Raw genomic sequence first — 19960 nt, 5'->3', positions numbered from 1 at the left:
TGCCCCCCGCCGCTGCGGGGAGATCGGTCAGTGGGTCAGGATCTTGCCGAGGAAGTCCTTGGCCCGCTCGCTGCGCGGGTTGGTGAAGAACTCCGTCGGGGTGCCGGTCTCGACGACCTGGCCGTCGGCCATGAAGACCACCCGGTTGGCCGCCTTCCGGGCGAAGCCCATCTCGTGGGTGACCACGACCATGGTCATCCCGTCCCGGGCCAGGTCGGTCATCACGTCGAGGACCTCGTTGATCATCTCCGGGTCCAGCGCCGAGGTCGGCTCGTCGAAGAGGATCACCTTCGGGTCCATGGCCAGCGCCCGGGCGATGGCGACCCGCTGCTGCTGGCCGCCGGAGAGCTGGGCGGGGTACTTCTCGGCCTGGTGTGCCACCCCGACGCGCTCGAGCAGCTCCATCGCACGGGTGCGCGCCTCGGCGGCGCCGACGCGACGCACCTTGGTCGGCCCGAGCGTGACGTTCTCCAGGATCGTCTTGTGCGCGAACAGGTTGAACGACTGGAACACCATCCCGACGTCGGCGCGCAGCCGGGCCAGCGCCTTGCCCTCCTCGGGGAGGGGCTCGCCGTCGATGGTGATGGTGCCGGTCTCGTAGGTCTCGAGCCGGTTGATGGTGCGGCAGAGGGTGGACTTGCCCGAACCGGACGGCCCGATCACGATCACCACCTCACCGCGGTGGATGGTCAGGTCGATGTCGCGCAGCACGTGCAGGGGACCGAAGTGCTTGTTCACCCCCGAGAGCACGACCAACGGGTCGTCCGGCACCGGGGGGCGGCCCAGGGAGCCGCTGGACGGGGCGCCGAGGTCGGCGGGCGGGGTGCCCAGGGAGTCGGTCATGGGCCGGACACTATCGGCAGCAGGTGCGCCCCCGGGGCCGCTGCCGGTTGAGATTCGGTTACGTTTCCGCGCCGGCGCCGTCGATCCTCTCGCTCAGCGCCCGGTGAGGCCCCAGGTGCCGCGGAACTCCGCACCCGGCTCCAGGACGATGACGTCCTCCGACGTCGGGCCCTCGTTGAAGGCGTCTGGGCCGCAGGTCATCGGCTCCACCGCGAGGTTGATGTCGCGCAGGTGCTCACCGGTGAACAGCTGGGCCCAGCCGAAGGACTCGTCGGCCCACAGCACCGCCCGGCGTTCCCCGTGGGCCAGCTCGATCCGCCACCGGCCGTCCTCGTCGCGGTGCAGGTCGGTGAAGGCGGTGTCCAGCACCCGCGCGCCGAGCGGCTCGCCCGCGCGCAGGTCCGCAGGGCTGCCCTCGACCGGTGAGCGGCGGATCGGGAGCAACCGGTCGTCCACCTCGAGGAAGGTGTCGGCGGGCAGCGTCACCGAGACCTCGTCGACGGTGTCCTCGCCCACGGTGAGGTACGGGTGGGCGGCGTAGCCGAAGGGCACCGGGACCGGTCCCGTGTTGCGGGCCCGGACGTCCACCGACAGCCCGTCGTCGTCCAGCCGGTGGGTCAGCGTGGCCTCGACGGTGCCCGGCCAGCCCAGCTGGGGGTGCACCACCACCCGCTGCACCAGCTCCGAGTCCGTGTACCCCACGGTCTGCCAGGGCTGCCAGGTGGCCAGCCCGTGGATGGCGTTGTGGCGCTTGGGCTCGCTCAGCGCCAGCTGGAACTCCTCGCCGCCGAACCGGTAGACGCCGTCGCGGATCCGGTTGGGCCAGGGCAGCAGCTGCTGACCGCGGCTCTTGGTGACCCGGTCGGTCTCCCCGATCCCGGCCACCACGTCGCGGCCGTCGCGCTGCAGCACGCGCAGCACCGCCCCGACCTCGGTGACCACCGCCCGCCAGGGGCCGTGGACGATCTCGTGCTGGACACCGGTGGGCAGGCTCGGGCTCATGGCGCCACCCTAACGAGGGGCCGCCCAGGCCGCTGCGAGCGCCTACAGTTGACCAGCCATGACTGAGACGACCCTCGCCCCCGCGACCGGGCGCAGCTACCAGGTGCGCACCTACGGCTGCCAGATGAACGTGCACGACTCCGAGCGCATCTCCGGCCTGCTGGAGGCGGCGGGCTACACCCGCGCGCCGGAGGGCGGTACGGCCGACGTGGTGGTGTTCAACACCTGCGCGGTCCGTGAGAACGCCGACAACAAGCTCTACGGCAACCTCGGCCACCTGCTGCCGGCCAAGCAGGCCCACCCCGGCATGCAGATCGCGGTCGGCGGCTGCCTCGCCCAGAAGGACCGCAGCACCATCACGCGGAAGGCCCCCTGGGTCGACGTCGTCTTCGGCACCCACAACATCGGCACCCTGCCGGTGCTGCTGGAGCGCGCCCGGGTGCAGCAGCAGGCCCAGGTGGAGATCGTGGAGTCCCTGGAGCAGTTCCCCTCCACGCTGCCGACCCGCCGCGACCAGGCCTACGCCGCCTGGGTCTCGATCAGCGTCGGCTGCAACAACACCTGCACCTTCTGCATCGTCCCCGCCCTGCGCGGGAAGGAGACCGACCGCCGACCCGGTGACGTGCTGGCCGAGATCCGGGCCCTGGTCGACGAGGGCGTCCAGGAGGTCACCCTGCTGGGCCAGAACGTGAACGCCTACGGCGTGGAGTTCGGCGACCGGCAGGCCTTCGCGAAGCTGCTGCGGGCCTGCGGGCAGGTCGAGGGTCTGGAGCGGGTCCGCTTCACCTCACCGCACCCGCGCGACTTCACCGACGACGTCATCGCGGCCATGGCCGAGACGCCCAACGTGATGCCCCAGCTCCACATGCCGCTGCAGTCGGGCTCGGACGCGGTGCTCAAGGCGATGCGCCGCTCCTACCGCAGCGACCGCTTCCTCGGCATCATCGACCGGGTCCGCACGTCGATGCCCGAGGCGGCGATCACCACCGACATCATCGTCGGCTTCCCCGGCGAGACCGAGGCCGACTTCGCCGACACCCTGGAGGTGGTCCGGCAGGCCCGCTTCAGCGCCGCCTTCACCTTCCAGTACTCCATCCGGCCGGGGACGCCGGCGGCCACCATGGCCGACCAGGTGCCCAAGGAGGTGGTGCAGGAGCGCTACCTGCGGCTGCTGGCCGAGGTGGACGGCATCGCGCTGGCGGAGAACCAGGCCCAGGTCGGACGCACGGTGGAGGTGATGTTCGCCGCCGGCGAGGGCCGCAAGGACGGGGCCACCCAGCGCCTCAGCGGCCGGGCCAGGGACAACCGGCTGGTGCACGTCCGGCTGGCCGAGGGCGACGAGCGCCCCCGCCCCGGCGACCTGGCCGAGGTCGTGGTCAGCCACGCCGCCCCGCACCACCTGACCGCCGACGGCGGGCTGCTGTCGCTGCGGCGCACCCGCGGCGGGGACGCCTGGGAGGGCGCGCAGGGGCGTCCGGCCACCAGCGGTCGCGCTGTGGGTCTCGGTATGCCCGTGCTCGGCGTCCCGGCCCCGCTGCCGGAGGCGACGGGTTGCTCGGTCGGCTGAGCCCGGGTCGCTGACCGCCTGGTCGGGCACACTCCTGCCATGCCCGTCGACGACCTGACCTGGTTCTTCAGCAGCGAGTACGGCCGCGACCGGTTGCTGCGCGACGAGCTGGAGAGCGCCAGCGCGGCGGCGGCGAGCGCGGCCCGCAACGCCAGCCGGCTGAGGAGCCAGCTGGCCCAGGTGCAGGGCTCGATGGAGGCCCGGCTGAGCGCCCTCTCCCGGGCCTTCGACGCCTACGTCGAGCTCGGCGACGTCCGCGAGCAGCTGATCGCCTTCGGCGACACCCGGATGATCCGACGGGACGCGGTCGAGGTGATCGAGTCCCTCTCCGCCGGGGTGGTGCCCGAGCCCCTCGACCCCGAGCGCTACGACAGCCGGTACTGGCTGCTGGACGCGGTGAACGCCCTGGTCGCGGTCGCCGCCGGACGGCGCGACCCCGAGCTCGAGGCGCGCGCGTCGGCCCAGGACCCGTCGGCGGAGGTGTTCCTGGTGGCCTGCGCCACGGCGCTGGGTCACGGCGACCAGGTGGTGGACCTGCTGGCCTCGGCGCTGACCACCGACGGGGCCTTCGACCCCGCCCAGCTGGCGGTCGCCGACGCCGCGCTGACCGGCGCACTCGGTCCGGAGGGCCTGGTCGCGGTCGAGCAGGTCGTCCAGCACCACCTCGCCGACGAGCGGGCCGGCTGGAGCGCCTGGCTGCACGAGCAGGTGGGGACCGGCGACGAGGAGCGTCGGCTGGACTGGGTGGAGCGCCTCGTGGTGGACGGGCCGTGGCCGGAGGAGCCCGTCGACGGGCCGCTGAGGCGCCCCCTGCTCCGCGACCGCGACCGCGACCGCGAGCCGGCGGCGCCGCGCACCGCCGGCGTCCCTCGCCTGGAGGACCCGCTGACGCGGCTCCGGGCGCTGGTCGGGGGACTGGTGGCCGAGGGTGGTCCGGAGGAGCGCGACCTGATCGCGTTGGCCACCCGGCTCCGGGCCCAGATCGAGCACCCCGAGGCGTCGGTGCAGACCGCGCCGGAGACGCCGGCCGGGGTGCCGGTGCGGGACTGGGTGGTCGCCCGCAGCCGCGGTGAGGCCCCAGATGCCCGGCAGGTGGCCCGGGAGTGGCTGCGCCCGCACCTGGCCGCCCTGGTGGCCTCCATCCCGGTGGAGGTCCGGCGCGAGCCGTTGGCGGTCTCGGTCCAGAACGGTGGCTGGCGGATCGAGGCCGGGCCCGAGGGCGTGGACCCGGCGGTGATGCGCAGCTCGCGGGCCCAGGTGGAGCGCGAGACGTCCGGTCTGCCGCGGCCGGCGCTGGGCTGCTGGGTGGGCGGTGCGGTGGCCGTGGTCCTCGGCCTGGTGACGCTGGCGGCCAGCCCGACGGCCGGGGGCGTCCTGGTGGTGCTGGGCCTGCTCGTCGGAGCGGCCGGCTTCTACCTGCGCACCCGGGCCCGGGCCGAGGAGCGACGCTGGCGCGAGCAGCGGCTGGCCGACCTCGACGCGGCGATCCATACAGCCGGGGAGCAGCTGGTGGTGGCGCGCGACGAGCGCGCCCGCGCCGACGCCGAGCACCGGGCCCGGCACCAGCGGCTGGCGGCGTCCCTCGCCGCCCGCGGTGCCGGTCCGCTGACCCCACCGCGCTGAGCACGGCTCGACCCGGGCGGGGCCGGCCCCGCCCACCCCGGCCCGGTGCTGCGGCGGGTCAGCCGCCGTGGAGGCTCAGGAGGCCGGCGGAGGGGTGGTGTCGCCGCCGCGCCGGTTGCCGTCGATGACCTTGCGGAGGGCGTCCTGGCCCTTGTCGACGGTGCCGGCGTGCTTGCCGCCGGTGCGCTGGTCCACGGCGTCACCGGCCTTGTCGACGCCCTTGCGCAGCGTCTCGGAGTGCTGTGCTGCCAGGTCCTTGGCCTTGTCGAAGAGTCCCATCGAACGTCCTTCCGCAGGGTGGCCGGACCCGTCCGGGACCGAGGTCGAACAGCGACCACCCCCGATTCTGCCAAGATCGGCCAAGCGAGCCGGTCCGGCCGGGAGGGGTCGCGACGGGCGGGGAGGACGGTGACGCGGTGGGTGCAGCGCAGCTGCCGGTGCTCAGCCTGATCGGGCCGACCGCCTCGGGCAAGACCTCCCTCTCGCTGGACCTGGTGCAGGCCTGGGTGGCCCGGGGTGGGGCGGCGGAGGTGGTGAACACCGACTCGATGCTCGTCTACCGGGGGATGGACATCGGCACCGCCAAGCCCTCACCCGCCGAGCGGCGCGGCATCCCGCACCACCTGCTGGACGTGCTGGAGGTCACCGACGACGCCAGCGTGGCCGACTTCCAGGCGATGGCGCGGGCCGCCATCGACGACTGCACCGCCCGGGGCGTCCTGCCGGTGCTGGTGGGGGGCTCGTCGCTGTACGTCCGGGCGGTGCTGGACGAGTTCGACTTCCCCGCCACCGACCCCGCGCTGCGGGCTCGTCTGGAGGCCGAGGTCGAGGAGCTCGGGCTCCCCGCCCTGTGGCAGCGGCTGCTCCGGCGGGCGCCGGCGGCGGCGGAGCGGATGGAGCCGGGCAATGCCCGACGGGTGGTGCGGGCCCTGGAGGTGCTCGAGCTGACCGGCACCTTCTCCGCAGCCCTGCCCGAACCGCGATACCACCGTCCCGGCACCCTGCAGGTGGGACTGACTGTGGACCGCACGGTGATGGACGCCCGGATCGCCGAGCGGGTGGACCGGATGTGGGCCGACGGGCTGGTGGAGGAGACCCGGCGGCTGGAGGCGGCCGGTCTGCGCCGGGGTCGCACCGCGTCCCGGGCGCTGGGCTACCGCCAGGTCCTGCAGCACCTGGCCGGGGAGATCACCGAGGACGAGGCCCGCGAGCAGACCGTCGCCCGCACCCGCCGCTTCGCCCGCAAGCAGCTGGGCTGGTTCCGCCGCGACCCACGGATCGTCTGGACCGACGCCCTCGCCCCCCGGGAGGAGCAGCTGTCCCGGGTGCTGGCCCTGCTCGACGGGTCCCGCGGCTGAGCTCCGGGCTGGTGCGCTCGGGCCGGGCGCGGAGGAGTTGGAGCGCTGGGGTCGGGCGCGGACAATGGGTGTCATGCGCAGCTGGACGTTCGCCAAGGGCCACGGCACCCTCAACGACTTCGTGCTCCTGGTCGACCGCCACGGCCTCCTCGACCCCGACGAGGACGACGTCCGCTGGCTCTGCGACCGGCGCGCCGGCATCGGCGGGGACGGCCTGCTCCGCGCGGTCAAGGCCGAGCACGTCCCCTCCTGGGAGGGCGACGGCTCGCTGTGGTTCATGGACTACCGCAACGCCGACGGCTCGGTGGCCGAGATGTGCGGCAACGGCATCCGGGTCTTCGCCCGGCACCTGCTCGACAGCGGGCTGGCCGACGGCCCCGAGGTCCAGGTGGCCACCCGCTCCGGCCTGCGCACCGTGGCCGCCCAGCCCGACGGACGGCTCCGCGTGTCGATGGGTCCCGTCCGCACCACCCCCGACGCGGTGCAGGTGAGCGCCCCGGTGGCGGGGGAGCGACGCTCCTGGCCGGCCACCGCGGTGGACGTCGGCAACCCGCACGCGGTCGTGCTCCTCGGCGCGCCGGCGACCCCGGACGTCCTGGACGCCCTCGACCTCTCTGCAGCCCCGTCGTGGGTGCCGGCCGATCACTTCCCCTCCGGGGTGAACGTCGAGTTCGTCACCGTGCTCGGCGAGCGCCACCTCCGGATGCGGGTGCACGAGCGCGGCTCCGGGGAGACCCTGTCCTGCGGCACCGGGACCGTGGCCGTGGCCGCCGCCCACGCCGCCCGGGTCGGTGCCGGCTCGGGCACCTGGCGGGTCGACGTGCGCGGCGGCACCGTCGAGGTCGAGCTGGCCGACGGCGAGGCCTGGATGACCGGACCCGCCGAGCTCGTGGCGCACGGGGAGGTCGTGCTCCCGGACCGACGCACCGCCGCCTGATCCGGGCGGCGCCCCGCGCGACCGCGGGTCAGCCGGCGGCGTCGCGCCAGTCGTCGCCCTGGAGGTGGCTGCCGGCCTGCGGACCCATCTGGGTCATGCCGCCGTCGACCAGCCAGGACGCGCCGGTCACGTAGCACCCGGCGGGTGAGGCCAGGAAGGCGATCACCGCGGCCACCTCGCGGGCGTCGCCGGGGCGTCCGAGCGGGATGCCGGGGCGGGAGACCGTCCGGGGGTCGACGTCCTCGTTGCCGGTCATCGGGGTGGCGATCTCGCCCGGGGCCACGGAGTTGGCGGTGATGGCGTGCTGACCCAGCTCGAGGGCCATCGTCTTGATCAGGCCGCCGAGACCGTGCTTGGCGGCGTCGTAGGCCGAGGCCCCGACGCGGGGCTGGTGCTCGTGGACGCTGGTCACCGCGACCAGCCGGCCGCCGCGCCCGCCGCGCACCATGTGGCGGGCCCCGGCCTGGAGCACCACGAAGGCACCCTCCAGGTCGATGGCCATCACGCGGCGCCAGGCCTCCAGGGACAGGTCGAGGAACGGGCTCGAGTCGCCGTCGCCGGCGTTGTTGACCAGCACGTCCAGCCGGCCGCCGAGCTGCTCGACCAGCCGGTCCACCACCTCCGCGCAGCCGTCGGGCTGGCTGGTGTCCAGCCGCTCGACCACGGCGCGGCGCCCGTGAGCCTCGACCTCCTGGGCGGTGCGGGCGGCGCCCTCCTCGTCGGCGTACCAGGTGATGCCGACGTCCAGGCCCTGCTCGGCCAGGGCGACGGCGGTGGCGCGACCGATGCCGGAGTCGGCCCCGGTGACGATCGCGGTCTGCGGCTGGGTGCTCGTGGTGTCTGCCATGCCGCTGTGCTACCCGGGTCCGCCCCGGGCATGCGCGGGCAATGGCCTCGACCGCCTTGGCGGGGCGTGAGAGTCTGGACGGACGATGAGCGCACTGCACAGCCACCACGACCGCGAGGACGACCTCGACCTGCTCGACGACGACCAGGTCGTGGACCTGGACGACGGCCGGCTCGACCCCCTCGACGGTGAGGACCTCGAGCGGGACGGGGACGACCTCGACCACGACGGGGACCAGCTCGACCGCCAGGAGCGGCACTCGCTGCGGCGCGTGGCCGGGCTCTCCACCGAGCTCGAGGACGTCACCGAGGTCGAGTACCGGCGGCTGCGGCTGGAGCGCGTGGTGCTGGTGAGCGTGTGGACCACCGGCACCCAGGTCGACGCCGACAACGCCATGGCCGAGCTCAAGCTGCTCGCCGAGACCGCCGGGTCGCAGGTGCTGGAGGGGCTGGTGCAGCGCCGCCAGCGGCCCGACGCCGCCACCTACATCGGCCGGGGCAAGGTGGACGAGGTCCGCGAGGTCGTCGTGGCCACCGGCGCCGACACCGTCATCTGCGACGGCGAGCTGACCGCGGCCCAGCTGCGCAACCTGGAGGACCGGGTCAAGGTCAAGGTGGTCGACCGCACCGCGCTCATCCTCGACATCTTCGCCCAGCACGCCAAGAGCGCCGAGGGCAAGGCCCAGGTCGAGCTGGCCCAGCTGCAGTACATGAAGCAGCGCCTCCGCGGCTGGGGTGGCAACCTGTCCCGCCAGGCCGGTGGCCGGGCCGCCGCGGGCGGGGGAATCGGTGGCCGTGGTCCCGGTGAGACCAAGATCGAGACCGACCGCCGCCGGATCAACACCCGGATCAGCCAGCTCAAGAGCCGGCTGCGCGAGCTGGACTCCACCCGCGAGACCAAGCGCGCCGAGCGGGTCCGTCACCGCATCCCGTCGGTGGCCATCGTCGGCTACACCAACGCCGGCAAGTCCAGCCTGCTCAACCGGCTGACCAGCGCCGGCGTGCTGGTCGAGGACGCGCTGTTCGCCACCCTGGACCCCACCACCCGACGCACCGAGACCGCCGACAGCCGGGTCTACACCCTCACCGACACCGTCGGCTTCGTCCGCCACCTGCCCCACGACCTGGTCGAGGCCTTCGCCTCCACGCTGGAGGAGTCGGCCCGGGCCGACCTGCTGGTGCACGTGGTGGACGCCTCCGACCCCGACCCGGCCGGCCAGATCACCGCCGTCCGCTCGGTGCTGGCCGACATCGGGGCCGGCCAGGTGGCCGAGCAGATGGTGTTCAACAAGGCCGACCTGGCCAGCGACGAGGCGCTCACGATGCTGAGGGCCGCCCACCCCGACGCGGTGGTGGTCTCCGCCCGCACCGGGCAGGGGATCGAGACGCTGCGCCAGGTGGTCGAGGGTCGGCTGCCCCGCCCGGAGGTGGAGGTCCGTGCGCTGGTGCCCTACTCCCGAGGTGACCTGATCGACCGGATCCACACCACGGGGGAGTTCATCACCAGCGAGCACACCGCCGAGGGCACCCGGGTGGTCGTCCGGGTGCACCCGGACCTGGCCAACGAGCTGGAGCCCTACACCGGCTGAGCAGGGTCACCGCACCCGGACGACCAGCTCCCCGTGCAGCAGGGAGAACCAGCCGTCCGGCTCGGCGGCCCAGCGGCGCCAGCCGCTCGAGATCCGCTCCAGGTCCGCCGACGTCGCCGCACCCTCGTCCAGGGCCTGCCGGGCCATCGCCGAGGTCAGGATGCGGTCGGCCCACATGCCGCCCCACCACGCCCGCGTGGTGGGGTCGGCGTAGCACCAGGTGCTCGAGGACGCCTCGACGTCCTCCAGACCCGCGGCGTGCGCCCAGGACAGCAGCCGCCGTCCCGCGTCGGGCTCGCCGCCGTTGGAGCGGGCCACCCGCTGGTACAGCGCCATCCACTCGTCGAGCTCGGGGACCGCCGGCCACCAGGTGAACGCCGCGTAGTCGGAGTCGCGCACCGCCACCACGCCGCCCGGGCGGGTCACCCGGGCCATCTCCCGCAGCGCCTGCACCGGGTCGGCGACGTGCTGCAGCACCTGGTGGGCATGCACCACGTCGAAGGTGTCGTCGGGCAGGTCCAGCGCGTGCACGTCGCCCACCAGCAGGTCGGCCTCGAGACCACGCCGGGCCAGCTCGTCTCGGGTCAGACCCAGCGCCTCCTCGGTGGCCTCCAGGGCGGTCACCCGGCCCGGCGCCACCTGCTCCACCAGGTCGGCGGTGATCGTCCCCGGCCCGGAGCCGACGTCCAGCAGCCGCAGCCCCGGACGGAGGTGGGGCAGCAGGTGGGCCGCGGAGTTCTCTGCCGTCCGGCTGCGGTGGGAGCGGAGCACGCTCTCGGCGTGGCCGTGGGTGTAGCGCGTCATGGCGGCGACGCTAGACCGCGCTCAGGCGACGTCGTCCACCTCGGCCGCCCGTGAGACCGGACCGAACAGCGCGTCGAAGACGGCCTCGCGGTCGAAGCGCAGCGCGTGGCTGCGGGCCCGGGCCCGCGCGGCGGAGCGCTGCTGCGGCGTCCAGTCGCAGACCACCTCGTCCAGGGCGGCGCGCAGGGCGTCTGGGTCGTCGGTGGGCACCAGCACCGCGGTGTCCCCGACGGCCTCGGGGATGCCTCCGGTGGCGCAGGTGATCACCGGCCCGCCGCCGGCCAGCATCGACTCCACCAGGGCGATGCCGAAGGTCTCGACGAACTCCGGCTGGGGGCGGCTGGGCAGCACGAAGGCCGCCGAGCCCGCCATCAGCGCCGGCTTCTCGTCGTCGTCGACGTCGGTCAGCAGGTCGATCCGGTCCGCGACCGGGGAGTCGGCGATCCAGCGGCGCAGCTGCTCCTCCTGCGGCCCCCGCCCGGCGAGCACCAGCCGCACCCGCTGGCTGGCCCGGCTGCCGGCGTAGGCCGCGACCAGGTCGTCCAGCCCCTTGGCCGAGGCGAGCCTGGAGAGGAACAGCACGTACTCCCCGGCCACCAGCCCGCGGGCGCCGAGCACGTCGTCGCAGGTGTCGGGGTCCAGCCGCAGGTAGGCCGAGGAGTCCACCGCGGGGTAGGAGATCCGGACCCGGGCCAGGAGCTGCTCGGCGAAGGAGGTCCCGATCAGCTCGTCCAGCCGCGCGGCCTCCTGCACCACCAGCTCCTTGGTGTACTCCGAGACCGCCACGCAGTGGTCGTTCTCCAGGTAGGTGCTGAGGACGTGCGCGGCGGCCCCGTGGCGTCCGGAGGCGACGCAGTCGCGCACCACGTTGGTGACGTCGGAGCCGACCGCCTCGGCGATGGTGACCAGGTCGGTGGCGCGACCCATCGAGCGGGCCACCCGGGCGGCGTCGGCCACCGCGACCGTGTGGGGGCTGAGGTACAGCGACATGGCCACGGTGGGCACCCCGTCGGTGAAGAGCTCCACCAGCCGGCCGGTGAGCCCGGCCAGGTGACGCCCGTCCGGGACGCGGTAGTCCCCCACCGGCTCCGGGCGCTCCACGGTGATGCCGGGGCTGTAGGGCTGGACGTGCTCCAGCGGCTTCATCGGCAGTCCGGAGGCGGCCAGGCGGTCCAGCGTCCAGGTCACGATCCGGACGTCGGTGAAACCGCGCTGCAGGGCCACCTCGGCCAGGCAGCGGGCCTCGCCGGAGTGGCCGCAGATGACCGGGTCGGCCCGGACCACCAGGACCAGCCGGCGTTCGGGGCCGGAGGTGGGGGCGAGGTCGGGCAGGGAGCTCAGGGGCATGGTCACCTTCCGGGTCGGGTCGGGTCGGAGAGCGAGGGCGGACGGTGCCGCCGGCCCCAGCCGGCGGGTCGGGGGCCGAGGGTGAGGCGGAGGGAGGAGGCGCTGCGGAGCTCGTCCCCGCGGAGCCAGGCGCGCTCGAGCGGACGGCCGTCCAGCTCGGCGGACAGGACGTGGTTGACCGGGCCGCCGGGCTCGGGCGGGGTCAGCCCGTCGGCGGTGACCGTCAGCTCCGAGCCCCCCAGCCGCAGCGTGGAGGTCGGCACCGAGGGCGCGTGCAGCAGCACCAGGTCCTGCCCGGCCACGGGGAACAGCCCGAGGGTGGCCCAGACGTACCAGGAGCTCAGCCCGCCGGAGTCGTCGTTGCCCGGCAGCCCGCCGCGGCCGGTGCCGAACTGGTGCACCAGCGCGGCCTGGACGACCTCGTCGGTGCGGTCCGGGCGCCCGGCCCAGTGGTAGGCCCACGGGGCGTCCAGGTCGGGTTCGTTGTTCAGCCCCTCGAAGCGACCCAGGGCGTACCCCTCGGCCATCTCCTGCACCGTCGGGGCCACGCCGGGCTGGCGGACGGCGGGCTGCCCGAAGCCGAAGAAGCGGTCCAGCAGCGCCACGAAGCCCTCGTCCCCACCGGCCAGGGCCACCCGCGCCCGCATGTCGTGCAGCAGCCGGAACGAGTAGTTCCAGCGTCCGCCCTCGTAGTACGTGGAGTCGATCAGCAACCCGGTGGCGGGGTCGAAGGCCCGCTGCCAGCCGCCGGCCAGCTGCTCCAGCTGCTCGGCCAGCACCCGGTCACCGACGTGCCGGGCCACCGCGGCGGTGCAGTGGTAGCCGACGGCCAGGTCCAGGGTGTGGCTGATCGGGTGGGCCAGCCCGGTCACCAGGTAGTCCTCGCCGTAGGTGCGGCGCAGCTCGGCCTCCAGGTGCACCATGGCCCAGTCCCAGTCGATGCCCGGGACGCCGGCCGCGCACAGGTCGGCCAGGAAGGTGTGGGCCAGCGCGCTGCCCTGGCGGGAGAAGCGGTCGGCGCCCTTGGCCATCCGGTAGCCGATCGGCAGGTTGCCCTCCTGCTCGCAGATGGACAGCAGGGCGGTGGCGAGCTCGGCGGCACGGTCGGGGAACAGCGCGGTGACCAGCGGCAGCTGGGTGCGGTAGATGTCCCACATGGTGCAGATGTCGAAGGCGTACGGGCCGTCGTTGGACCAGCCCGGGGCCTCGTCCGGGGCCAGGCAGGGCTTGACCAGGGAGTGGTAGAGCGCCGTGGCCAGCACCGTCTCCTGCTCCGCGCCGGCCCCGTCGACCTGGACGTGGTCCAGGTGCTCGCGCCAGGACGCCGCCGTGCTGCGCTCCCGCCAGCCGAAGGCCAGCGGCCGGTGCCCGACGTCGGCGCGCAGGTTGCTCTCCGCCCGCTCGCACCCGCGCAGCGAGAACCCCATCCGCACCTCGACGGTCTGCCCGGCCGTGGTGGGGCCGATCCACATCAGGCCGAAGGGGCGCAGGGTGGTCGGGCGGATGTAGTCGAAGTCCAGCCGGGTGCCACCGGGCATCAGGCGGCGGTCGTACCAGAGCAGCTGGCGCCAGCCCGGGGCGACGACCTCCACGTGCGCGGCCAGCGGGACGCCCTCCACGTGGATCTCCCCCTGGGCCACCCCGGGGGCCAGCATCGCCAGGTGCGCCCGCAGCGGGACCGTCTGGCTGCGGGGCAGGGACAGCCCACCCAGGGAGGCGTCGACCACCAGCCGGGCCTGGGAGGCGGCGGGGAAGGTGTAGCGGTGCACGACCGACTTCGGCCCGACGGTGAGCTCGCAGCGGATGCCGGAGGAGAGGGTGCCGGCCCAGTAGCCCGGTCGGGCCTCCTCCTGGTCCAGCTCCCAGGTGCGGCCCAGGGCGTCCAGCGGCTCGAGCATCGGGGTGACCCGGAAGTAGTTGTAGTACTTGCGGATGGCCCCGGTGCCGGACTGCTGGAAGTGGGTGAACCCGCTGGCCACCGGTCGCTCGTGCACGGTGCGGGGGACGCCCTCGGTGCTGAAGTCGTAGCGGCCGTAGCCGGTCGGGTAGGCCCCGGAGTACGCGGTGGCCGAGACCATGCCGAAGGGGTGTGCGGGGCCGGGGTGGGTGTTGCCGATCTGCGGCTTGGGGAACCACCAGCCGGCGGCCAGCCCGGTGGGTGCGGGCAGGTCGGTGGCCTCGCTCCCGATGAAGGGGTCGACGGAGTCGTACACGCCTGCCCCCTCTCCGTCCCGGCGGTGCCGGGTGCGGCTCCGCGCCCGGCGTCCCGCCAGAGTAGGGACCTGGTGTTTCGCCCGGGTTTCCACCCTCCGACCACGCCGTTACGGCCGGGCGTCGGGGGAGGGGCGCCGGCGGCGCGGCCTGTGCACGACGTCCTGCACGCGGGCCGGGATGCGACTACCGTGGCCCGGTGCCCAGCAGCCCCACCTCCCCGGCCGACGACCGCGCGAAGCGCCAGGACGTCGGCTACCACGAGGTGCTCCAGGCCGCCGTGGGCGGCATCGCCGGCGACGAGCGGCCGGGTCAGCAGGCCATGGCCGAGGCGGTCGCGGCCAGCCTGACCAGCGGGCAGCACCTGCTGGTCCAGGCCGGCACCGGCACCGGCAAGTCGCTGGGCTACCTCGCCCCGGTGCTGGCCCACCTGGCCAGCCACCCCGGGGAGCGGGTGGTGATCGCCACCGCCACGCTGGCGCTGCAGGCCCAGCTGGCCAGCAAGGACATCCCCGCCGCGCTGGACGCCGTGGAGCAGGTGAGCGGCCGGCGTCCCCGTCACGCCATCCTCAAGGGGCGCTCGAACTACGCCTGCCTGCTGCGGATCCGCGACGGCGTCATCGACGACCAGGAGGCGCTGGTCACCGGCACGGACCTGCTGGCCCAGGCCGAGGGCGCGCGCCCGGCCCCCGCGGAGCCGGCACCGGCGTCCGGGCCCGGCTCCTCGGGGCTGGGCACCCAGGTGCTGGCCCTGCGCGAGTGGGCCGAGACCGAGGCCCAGCGCGGCGGGCTCGCCGACCGCGACGACGCCCCCACCCACGGGCCTCGGGCCTGGGCTCAGGTGTCGGTGCCGGTGCGCGAGTGCGTCGGGGCCTCCCGCTGCCCCTGGGGCGAGGTGTGCTTCGTGGAGAAGTCGCGGGAGAAGGCGCGCGAGGCCGACCTGGTGGTCACCAACCACGCGCTGCTGGCCATCGACGCCATGCACGGCGGCACCGCGCTGCCCGAGCACGGGGCGGTGGTGATCGACGAGGCCCACGAGCTGGTCTCGCGGGTGACCGGCGCAGCCTCCGGCGAGCTGGGCCCGGCCCAGGTCGAGCGGGTGGCCCGTCGCTGCCTGACCTGGCTGGACGACGACCTGGGTGGGGAGTTCCTGGACTCCGCCGACACCCTCCGTGCCGCCCTGGCCGACGCGGTCCCCGAGCGCCTGACCGACCCGGCGTCGGGGGTGCTCGAGGCCTGCCGCACCGTCCGCGACGTCTCCCGCCGGGTGGTCTCGGCCATGTCGAAGGGACCGGGCGGGGGGAGCGAGATCGAGCCGGACCAGCGTCAGGCCGCGGCGGTGGCCAAGGAGGTCCTCGACCTGTCCGAGCGGATGGCGGCGCTCTCCGACGCCGACGTGGTCTGGGTGGTGGACCGGGAGCGGACGGGTAAGGAGCTGCGGGTGGCCCCGCTCAGCGTGGCCGGGCTGATGCGCAGCCACGTGCTGAGCGAGCACCCGACGGTGCTCACCTCCGCCACCCTGCAGGTCGGCGGGGACTTCGCCGCCACCGCCGCCTCGGTGGGTCTGCTCGCCCGGGAGCGCACCGACGACCCGGCCACCACCCCCGAGCAGGACGCGCTGGTCTGGCGCGGGATGGACGTCGGCTCGCCCTTCGACTACGGGCGCCAGGGCATCCTCTACGTGGCCCGCTCGCTGCCACCGCCCCGTCGCGACGGGATCAGCGACGAGACCCTGACCGAGGTGGCCGAGCTCGTCTGGGCCGCCGGTGGCCGCACCCTGGGGCTGTTCGCCTCCCAGCGGGCCGCCGAGGTGGCCGCGGGGCACGTCCGGCGCCAGCTCAAGGACCACACCGTGCTCTGCCAGGGTGACGCCCAGCTGTCGGAGCTGACCCGGCGCTTCGTCGAGGAGCCGGCCACCAGCCTGTTCGGGACGGTCTCGCTCTGGCAGGGGATCGACGTCCCCGGCGACACCTGCGAGCTGGTCATCATCGACAAGCTGCCGTTCCCGCGTCCGGACGAGCCGCTGATGCAGGCCCGCCAGCAGTCGGTCAGCGAGGCCGGCGGCAACGGCTTCATGCAGGTGGCGGCCACCCACGCCGCGCTGCTGATGGCCCAGGGTGCCGGTCGCCTGATCCGCCGGGCCAGCGACCGCGGGGTGGTCGCCGTCCTCGACCCGCGGCTGGTGACCGCGCGCTACGGGCCGTTCCTGCGCTCGACGATGCCGCCGATGTGGATGACCACCGACCGCGAGGTCGCCGTCCAGGCGCTGCGCCGGCTGCAGGAGGCCAGGGGCTGACGGTGCCGGCCCGGCTCAGCCGAGGACGGGCTCGTCGAAGGGCTCGGAGCAGAAGAGCACCGACCACGGGCTGCAGCCCAGCTCGCGACGGTCCATCACGGTCCTGGTGCTGACCACCACCAGCCAGTCCGTGGTCGGGTCCAGAGTGGCGGCGTCGAAGGGCTCGAGGACGTCAGCCGTCTGCCCCGGTCTCGACGTCATCACCCGGTAGCACCGGTCGGGGCCGTCGGGCAGCGTGGCGGCCGGCGTCCAGAGCAGCTCGGTGCTGGGCTCCCTGCCGCCTCCGGTGGCCCGCAGGGGCTGGCAGTGCGGCCCGCCGGAGTGCTCCTGCTCGTCCCCGAAGAGCCCGCTGGGAAGACCGGCGGACACCTGCTCGGCCTCGGAGCGGTCGGCGACGGGGAGGAAGTCCATGGTGCGCAGCTCACAGGTCTGCTGGTAGGCCTGCACGATCCACCCAGCGTCACGGGACGCGAAGTCGCACTCCAGCGCGGCCCAGGAGTGCGCCGGTGCGGCGGGGAGGGCGGCGCGCTGACGGTCCCGCAGAGCCAGCACCTCGGGCTGGGCCACCGCCCGCTCGGCCCGGACCTCCGCACCCACCTCCGCACGCAGCGCCGAGGTCTGGACGCTGCCCACGACCCCGTGCCCGACGTAGAGGCTCAGCGGGACGCCGACCAGCACCGCCAGCAGCACGCCGAGCACCCGGAGGACCCGCCGGAAGCGGCGGACGCCCGGCGGGACGTCGTCGCTCCCGGTGTGCTGGCTGCCCATCCACGGCACGCTAGCCCGCAGCGGGGTCGCACGTCGTCCCGATCCGGGTGCGTGGTCGGTTCGCCGGACCGGGCGCCTGCCGGACTTTGGGCGGCCCAGGGGACGACGAGGGCCCGGCACCGCGCGTGTGCGCGAAGCCGGGCCCTCGGTCGTCGGTCAGACCCGACGCAGGACGGTGACCACCTTGCCGAGGATGGACGCCTCGTTGCCGTCGATGGGTTCGTAGGCGGGGTTGTGGGGCAGCAGCCACACCTGACCGGGGGTCCGCTTGAAGGTCTTGACCGTGGCCTCCTCACCGATCAGCGCGGCCACGATGTCACCGTTCTGGGCGTCGGGCTGCTGCCGCACGACCACCCAGTCGCCGTCGCAGATCGCGGCGTCGATCATCGAGTCGCCCCGGACCTCGAGCATGAACAGGGTGCCGTCGCCGACCAGCTGGCGGGGGAGCGGGAACACGTCCTCCACCACCTGCTCGGCCAGGATCGGCCCGCCGGCGGCGATGCGGCCCACCACCGGCACGGCCACGGCGGTCGGGAACGCGTCGCCGTAACCGGTCTGGTCGACGTCCTCCGCGGGCGACGTCGGCGCGGCCGGGGCCACCGCGGCGGCGACCGGTGCCGGTGCGGGCACCGGTGCCGGTGCCGGTGCCGGTGTGGCGCCCTGGGGCAGCAGCACCTCGAGCGCGCGGGGACGGTTGGGGTCGCGCCGCAGGTACCCCTTGGCCTCCAGCACCTTCAGCTGGTGGGCCCCGCTGGAGGAGCTGGCCAGGCCGACGGCGTCGCAGACCTCGCGGATGCTCGGCGGGTAGCCGCGGGAGTCCACCGCCTCCTTGATCACCTGGAGGATGCGGTGCTGGCGGGGGGTGAGCCCGTGCCCGTCCTCGGGACCGTCCGGCAGGGAGGTGACCGAGCCGCCGGCCTCGGCCAGCTGGGCGCGCACCATGCTGGCGCTGGGTCGACCGCGACGTCGCGGGGTGCGGGGCGGGGTGGTGTCGTCTGAGCCGTGGGCCATGGCACGACCGTAGGGCCTGGCGGGAGGTGAATCAAACACCTGTTCGACCTCGTGTCGCGGCGTGTCGCGCCGTGTCGACGCGGTGTCCGACCCCTTGCTGCTCGGGTCGCGGAGAGCGGTCAGCCGAAACTGTCAGACCCCGCTGGTGGACTCCTGGTCATGAAGTCGGACGCGGAAGCAGCGGTTCACGGGGTGTCGGCCCCGGCGGGTCTCTTGGCACACACGTTCGAATGCGGTAGACATGTCCTATCGAACACAGGTTCGATCACCGGAGGAGGCACCATGAGCACCACCACCGCGCCGCGGTCGCAGGGCGCCACGCGTCCCACCCGCACCCGCCCGCAGGTCCGCCCGGGCCGCTCGGTCCAGGGGCGTCCTGGAGGGGTCCGCGCGCCGCGCCTGGCCGCAGCCGCCCCGGTGTCCCGCGCCTGCCACGTCGAGGTGCCGATGGTCCTGACGCCTCCCGTGTCCCTGGCCGCCGGCTGGCAGCTCACCGCCCGCGGGGCCGCGGCCCTCACCGTCACCACGGGCGTGCTGATGGTCCTGGCCCTGCTGGTGATGGTCTCCCGCTTCGTCGCGGTCACCGCCTGAGGCCGGCGCCATACTGAGGGGGTGACCACCCATGGAGCGAGCGCCGAGCGCGTGGTCTCCCGCCGCGCCGGGACGCGGCTGGCTGGGGTCGGTGTGGTCGCCGCCTCGGGACTGGCGCTCAGCGCCCTCTACCAGTTCACCGGGCTGGGCATCGCCTGCCCCTTCCTCCAGCTCACCGGGTGGGAGTGCCCCCTGTGCGGCGGCACCCGGATGGGCGCGGCCCTGCTCCGGGGTGACGTCGCCGCCGCCTGGTACCTCAACCCGGTGGCCCTGGTCGGGCTCGGGGTACTGGCCGTGCTCTCCCTCGTCTGGTTCGCCCAGTGGCGCGGTGTCCGCGGGCCCGGGGTCCCGCGCCGGTGGCGGGCCGCGCTCCGCTCCGTGCCCGACGCGGTCTGGACGACGCTGTGGCTCGGCGGTGCCGTGGTCTGGACGCTGGCCCGCAACCTCCAGTGAGCCCGGCGGTCGCGGGCGGCGGTCCGTTTGTCCGGCCCGGTCCGCGGCCCTAGCATCGCGGGGTGTCCCAGCCGCGGCGTCGCTGGGGCCGCGTGCAGTGCGGCCGACCCCGGCGTCGACGGGGGGTGCGTCGTGAGCGTGGCTCCGGGGACGTGCGTCCCGCCGTCAACCGGAAGGTCGGTCGTGCACTGCCCCTACTGCCGTCACACTGATTCACGGGTGCTCGACTCCCGGGTCAACGAGGACGGCTCCAGCGTCCGCCGCCGCCGGCAGTGCCCGGAGTGCGAGCGACGCTTCACCACGATCGAGCAGATGCAGATGGTGGTCGTGAAGCGCTCCGGCGTGGTGGAGCCCTTCGCCCGCGAGAAGGTGGTCAGCGGGGTGCGCAAGGCCTGCAAGGGTCGCCCCGTCACCGAGGACGCGCTGGCCCAGCTCGGCCAGGAGGTGGAGGAGACCCTGCGGGCCTCCGGCAGCCCCGAGGTGCCGGCCGACGACGTCGGTCTGGCCATCCTCGGGCCGCTGCGCCGCCTGGACCAGGTGGCCTACCTCCGCTTCGCCAGCGTCTACCAGCAGTACGAGTCGGTCGAGGACTTCGAGGCCGCCATCGAGCAGCTGCGGGCCGCCCCGGTGGGGTCGCCGGCTGAGGACCAGCCGACCGCCTGACACCACAGGACCCGGCCGGGCCGGGTGGACCCCCGACCACGAGCAGGAGAC

18 protein-coding genes are annotated in these 19960 nt (G+C 74.5%); 9 read left to right on the top strand and 9 right to left on the bottom strand.

Features of this window, described 5'->3' with window-relative positions; translation table 11 throughout:
- Positions 1-27: 27 nt before the first annotated feature.
- Complete coding sequence (locus BLT52_RS16420; RefSeq protein ID WP_090595040.1) at positions 28-843, bottom strand: amino acid ABC transporter ATP-binding protein; 816 nt, start codon at positions 841-843, stop codon at positions 28-30.
- Between the two features lie 93 nt (positions 844-936).
- Entirely contained in the window at positions 937-1845 is a 909-nt protein-coding gene (locus BLT52_RS16415; RefSeq protein ID WP_090595039.1) for an aldose 1-epimerase family protein, read from the bottom strand.
- A 58-nt stretch (positions 1846-1903) separates the two neighbouring features.
- Between BLT52_RS16415 and miaB the strand changes: the two genes are divergently transcribed.
- Both miaB and BLT52_RS16405 read left to right on the top strand, forming a co-directional pair.
- The gene (gene miaB / locus BLT52_RS16410) at positions 1904-3412 is read left to right on the top strand and encodes a tRNA (N6-isopentenyl adenosine(37)-C2)-methylthiotransferase MiaB (protein ID WP_090595038.1); all 1509 of its coding nucleotides are present in this window, start codon (positions 1904-1906) and stop codon (positions 3410-3412) included.
- Positions 3413-3451: 39 nt separating this feature from the next.
- Positions 3452-5035, top strand: a complete 1584-nt coding sequence (locus tag BLT52_RS16405; protein WP_090595036.1) for a hypothetical protein — start codon at positions 3452-3454, stop codon at positions 5033-5035.
- A 75-nt stretch (positions 5036-5110) separates the two neighbouring features.
- Here the strand turns inward: BLT52_RS16405 and BLT52_RS16400 are convergent, their stop codons facing one another.
- A complete protein-coding gene (locus BLT52_RS16400) occupies positions 5111-5314 on the bottom strand; it encodes an antitoxin (RefSeq protein ID WP_090595035.1) in 204 nt (67 codons plus the stop codon).
- Between the two features lie 137 nt (positions 5315-5451).
- Between BLT52_RS16400 and miaA the strand changes: the two genes are divergently transcribed.
- Complete coding sequence (miaA, locus tag BLT52_RS16395) at positions 5452-6393, top strand: tRNA (adenosine(37)-N6)-dimethylallyltransferase MiaA (protein ID WP_197679083.1); 942 nt, start codon at positions 5452-5454, stop codon at positions 6391-6393.
- 73 nt (positions 6394-6466) lie between these two features.
- Entirely contained in the window at positions 6467-7330 is an 864-nt protein-coding gene (gene dapF / locus BLT52_RS16390) for a diaminopimelate epimerase (protein ID WP_090596948.1), read from the top strand.
- Between the two features lie 28 nt (positions 7331-7358).
- Here the strand turns inward: dapF and BLT52_RS16385 are convergent, their stop codons facing one another.
- On the bottom strand, positions 7359-8177 hold the full coding sequence (locus tag BLT52_RS16385; RefSeq protein ID WP_090595033.1) for an SDR family oxidoreductase: 819 nt from the start codon (positions 8175-8177) through the stop codon (positions 7359-7361).
- Between the two features lie 85 nt (positions 8178-8262).
- On the opposite strand from BLT52_RS16385, the gene hflX reads away from it, so the two are divergent.
- Positions 8263-9765, top strand: coding sequence for a GTPase HflX (gene hflX / locus BLT52_RS16380; protein ID WP_090595031.1), 1503 nt, complete (start codon positions 8263-8265; stop codon positions 9763-9765).
- Between the two features lie 6 nt (positions 9766-9771).
- Here the strand turns inward: hflX and BLT52_RS16375 are convergent, their stop codons facing one another.
- Genes BLT52_RS16375 through BLT52_RS16365 form a run of 3 tightly spaced genes read right to left on the bottom strand, consistent with a single transcriptional unit; the run spans position 9772 to position 14129 of the window.
- The gene (locus BLT52_RS16375) at positions 9772-10569 is read right to left on the bottom strand and encodes a class I SAM-dependent methyltransferase (protein ID WP_090595030.1); all 798 of its coding nucleotides are present in this window, start codon (positions 10567-10569) and stop codon (positions 9772-9774) included.
- Positions 10570-10590: 21 nt separating this feature from the next.
- Complete coding sequence (locus BLT52_RS16370) at positions 10591-11916, bottom strand: glycosyltransferase (RefSeq protein WP_090595028.1); 1326 nt, start codon at positions 11914-11916, stop codon at positions 10591-10593.
- A 2-nt stretch (positions 11917-11918) separates the two neighbouring features.
- Positions 11919-14129 (bottom strand): glycoside hydrolase domain-containing protein, encoded by a 2211-nt coding sequence (locus BLT52_RS16365; protein ID WP_090595026.1) that lies wholly within the window; start codon positions 14127-14129, stop codon positions 11919-11921.
- 320 nt (positions 14130-14449) lie between these two features.
- Between BLT52_RS16365 and BLT52_RS16360 the strand changes: the two genes are divergently transcribed.
- Positions 14450-16423 carry an ATP-dependent DNA helicase gene (locus BLT52_RS16360; RefSeq protein WP_090596946.1) on the top strand — a complete coding sequence of 658 codons (1974 nt, stop codon included), beginning with the start codon at positions 14450-14452 and terminating at the stop codon, positions 16421-16423.
- A 15-nt stretch (positions 16424-16438) separates the two neighbouring features.
- Here the strand turns inward: BLT52_RS16360 and BLT52_RS16355 are convergent, their stop codons facing one another.
- The gene (locus tag BLT52_RS16355; RefSeq protein WP_090595025.1) at positions 16439-17191 is read right to left on the bottom strand and encodes a hypothetical protein; all 753 of its coding nucleotides are present in this window, start codon (positions 17189-17191) and stop codon (positions 16439-16441) included.
- 156 nt (positions 17192-17347) lie between these two features.
- Positions 17348-18133, bottom strand: coding sequence for a transcriptional repressor LexA (gene lexA / locus BLT52_RS16350; RefSeq protein ID WP_231946651.1), 786 nt, complete (start codon positions 18131-18133; stop codon positions 17348-17350).
- Between the two features lie 351 nt (positions 18134-18484).
- Here lexA and BLT52_RS16345 point away from each other — a divergent pair, with 351 nt between their 5' ends.
- From BLT52_RS16345 to nrdR, 3 genes are all read left to right on the top strand, one after another.
- Complete coding sequence (locus BLT52_RS16345) at positions 18485-18793, top strand: hypothetical protein (protein WP_090595022.1); 309 nt, start codon at positions 18485-18487, stop codon at positions 18791-18793.
- A gap of 21 nt (positions 18794-18814) precedes the next feature.
- Positions 18815-19246 carry a DUF2752 domain-containing protein gene (locus BLT52_RS16340; protein ID WP_090595020.1) on the top strand — a complete coding sequence of 144 codons (432 nt, stop codon included), beginning with the start codon at positions 18815-18817 and terminating at the stop codon, positions 19244-19246.
- 183 nt (positions 19247-19429) lie between these two features.
- A complete protein-coding gene (nrdR, locus tag BLT52_RS16335; RefSeq protein ID WP_090595018.1) occupies positions 19430-19909 on the top strand; it encodes a transcriptional regulator NrdR in 480 nt (159 codons plus the stop codon).
- Positions 19910-19960 lie beyond the last annotated feature (51 nt).

The organism is Auraticoccus monumenti, assembly GCF_900101785.1.
GTDB lineage: Bacteria > Actinomycetota > Actinomycetes > Propionibacteriales > Propionibacteriaceae > Auraticoccus > Auraticoccus monumenti.
This window is presented reverse-complemented; position numbering and strand designations above follow the sequence as displayed.

Excerpts from the sequence above, each read along its gene's own strand:
- miaB (WP_090595038.1), top strand. The coding sequence starts at position 1,904 with ATGACTGAGACGACCCTCGCCCCCGCGACCGGGCGCAGCTACCAGGTG.
- BLT52_RS16415 (WP_090595039.1), bottom strand. The coding sequence starts at position 1,845 with ATGAGCCCGAGCCTGCCCACCGGTGTCCAGCACGAGATCGTCCACGGC.
- BLT52_RS16345 (WP_090595022.1), top strand. The coding sequence starts at position 18,485 with ATGAGCACCACCACCGCGCCGCGGTCGCAGGGCGCCACGCGTCCCACC.
- lexA (WP_231946651.1), bottom strand. The coding sequence starts at position 18,133 with ATGGTGCGCGCCCAGCTGGCCGAGGCCGGCGGCTCGGTCACCTCCCTG.
- BLT52_RS16405 (WP_090595036.1), top strand. The coding sequence starts at position 3,452 with ATGCCCGTCGACGACCTGACCTGGTTCTTCAGCAGCGAGTACGGCCGC.
- BLT52_RS16420 (WP_090595040.1), bottom strand. The coding sequence starts at position 843 with ATGACCGACTCCCTGGGCACCCCGCCCGCCGACCTCGGCGCCCCGTCC.
- hflX (WP_090595031.1), top strand. The coding sequence starts at position 8,263 with ATGAGCGCACTGCACAGCCACCACGACCGCGAGGACGACCTCGACCTG.
- BLT52_RS16370 (WP_090595028.1), bottom strand. The coding sequence starts at position 11,916 with ATGCCCCTGAGCTCCCTGCCCGACCTCGCCCCCACCTCCGGCCCCGAA.
- BLT52_RS16400 (WP_090595035.1), bottom strand. The coding sequence starts at position 5,314 with ATGGGACTCTTCGACAAGGCCAAGGACCTGGCAGCACAGCACTCCGAG.
- dapF (WP_090596948.1), top strand. The coding sequence starts at position 6,467 with ATGCGCAGCTGGACGTTCGCCAAGGGCCACGGCACCCTCAACGACTTC.
- BLT52_RS16385 (WP_090595033.1), bottom strand. The coding sequence starts at position 8,177 with ATGGCAGACACCACGAGCACCCAGCCGCAGACCGCGATCGTCACCGGG.
- BLT52_RS16355 (WP_090595025.1), bottom strand. The coding sequence starts at position 17,191 with ATGGGCAGCCAGCACACCGGGAGCGACGACGTCCCGCCGGGCGTCCGC.
- BLT52_RS16360 (WP_090596946.1), top strand. The coding sequence starts at position 14,450 with ATGGCCGAGGCGGTCGCGGCCAGCCTGACCAGCGGGCAGCACCTGCTG.
- BLT52_RS16375 (WP_090595030.1), bottom strand. The coding sequence starts at position 10,569 with ATGACGCGCTACACCCACGGCCACGCCGAGAGCGTGCTCCGCTCCCAC.